At 66.5% G+C, this 1269-nt stretch carries 4 protein-coding genes; all 4 read right to left on the bottom strand.

Translation table 11 applies throughout. The features are described 5' to 3' along the window. Positions 1 to 263, bottom strand: a 263-nt coding sequence (locus GGQ89_RS19425; RefSeq protein ID WP_184107116.1) for a hypothetical protein, incomplete at its 3' end; no start/stop codon positions are given. After that, positions 260 to 670 (bottom strand): hypothetical protein, encoded by a 411-nt coding sequence (locus GGQ89_RS19420; protein WP_184107114.1) that lies wholly within the window; start codon positions 668 to 670, stop codon positions 260 to 262. The genes GGQ89_RS19420 and GGQ89_RS19425, both read right to left, overlap by 4 nt. Continuing rightward, positions 670 to 816 carry a hypothetical protein gene (locus GGQ89_RS19415; RefSeq protein ID WP_184107112.1) on the bottom strand — a complete coding sequence of 49 codons (147 nt, stop codon included), beginning with the start codon at positions 814 to 816 and terminating at the stop codon, positions 670 to 672. Before GGQ89_RS19415 ends, GGQ89_RS19420 begins: the two co-directional genes overlap by 1 nt. Then, positions 816 to 1269, bottom strand: a 454-nt coding sequence (locus tag GGQ89_RS19410; RefSeq protein WP_184107110.1) for a hypothetical protein, incomplete at its 5' end; no start/stop codon positions are given. The genes GGQ89_RS19415 and GGQ89_RS19410, both read right to left, overlap by 1 nt.

Below are 1269 nucleotides of genomic sequence, written 5' to 3'. Positions count from 1 at the left end.
TCAATCAGGCGGATCAGCGCGTAGGGCGACTTGATCCCCAGCTTCTCGGCGCGGACGCGGAAGGACTCGAACAGGTCGCCCCGCTCGTCGATCTTAGCGGCCAGCGAGCGATACAGCTGCGGGTCCGTGGTCGCCTCGATGATCATCGGCCCAAGCTGACGATAGCGACCGACCTTCCAGCGCATCTCTTCGACGGTCTGGTCCAAATCGGGGTCGATCTCGGCCAGCGTGACGGGACCGGGGCGGCGGGCGGCGGCGCTCATGCGACCTCCCCGCGAGCGAACTGGCGCTCCCACTCGACCCGGCCTGGCCAGGCGTTCCAATATTCGGTGGCCAGCGCCTCGGCAGATCCGCCCGGCAGCGTCATTTCAAATTCCGACCAGCCGATCACATCGGTCTGGTGCTGATGGCAGCCCATCGACAGTGGGACGCAAAAACGATCGCTGACCTTGCTGCTCAGCCCCTTCGCGTCAGCTGTCCCCTTCCCTGCGTGATCGACGTGCGCGGCCTGGACAGGGCCCGAGCAACACTCGTTTTTACCCTGGCAAGCGCACGGCAGGCTGCGGAGCCAGCGCTTGAACTCTTCGCAGCATTTCCACGCCGGGCGACCCGCGCGCGGCGGCTTGCGACGCTGGAACGCTGATCGCGGCAAAATCGACGACCGGCGCATCAGCCGCGCGCCATCAGGTGCAGCATGTCGACCTGCTGGCCGACAGGGAGTGCTGCGTATCGCGCTTGTAGCGCGACCATGGCGACGTCACGGCGCCGACCACGCGCCGAAGCATCGACATGAGAGGTGGTCAGCGCCTGCGCCATTATGCGGCCTCCACCTGAGCGGCGGCGGGGGCATCAGGGTCGATACCATGCGCCTTGCACCAATCGAGCGTCCATTCCAGCGCCTTGCGCGCCGCATAGCCGCCATCCGTTTCCTTACCGTCGACCTGGGCACCCGCTGCATCACCAGGCGTGATCATCATGAACCAGCGCTCGGCGGGGCGGTCGCTGTTATGATCCAAGGCTTCGCCGCTTACGCCACGCGGCTGGGCGATCGTGCCGACGAGACAGGCGCATTCGGTCCCGCTGTTTCCATAGGTGGAGCCATCGACCTGCCCCGCGCGCAGCTTGGCGACCAGATGCTGGGCCTCCAGCGGACCGGCAGCGAGCGTCGAAAGCGTGAGGAAGAGATCCGCCTTGAAGGGGCGAAGAGCTTCTTCCGGCAGGTCGGCCCCCGACAGGTAGGCCCCCGACAGGTAGGCCCCCGACAGGTAG

The organism is Sphingomonas yabuuchiae (assembly GCF_014199595.1).
Taxonomy (GTDB): domain Bacteria; phylum Pseudomonadota; class Alphaproteobacteria; order Sphingomonadales; family Sphingomonadaceae; genus Sphingomonas; species Sphingomonas yabuuchiae.
The sequence above is the reverse complement of the archived record's forward strand: the minus strand, read 5'-3'. Positions and strand labels throughout refer to the sequence as shown.

What these genes read in the sequence shown, in the direction of transcription:
- GGQ89_RS19415 (WP_184107112.1), bottom strand. Translation starts at nt 816, where the DNA reads ATGGCGCAGGCGCTGACCACCTCTCATGTCGATGCTTCGGCGCGTGGT.
- GGQ89_RS19420 (WP_184107114.1), bottom strand. Translation starts at nt 670, where the DNA reads ATGCGCCGGTCGTCGATTTTGCCGCGATCAGCGTTCCAGCGTCGCAAG.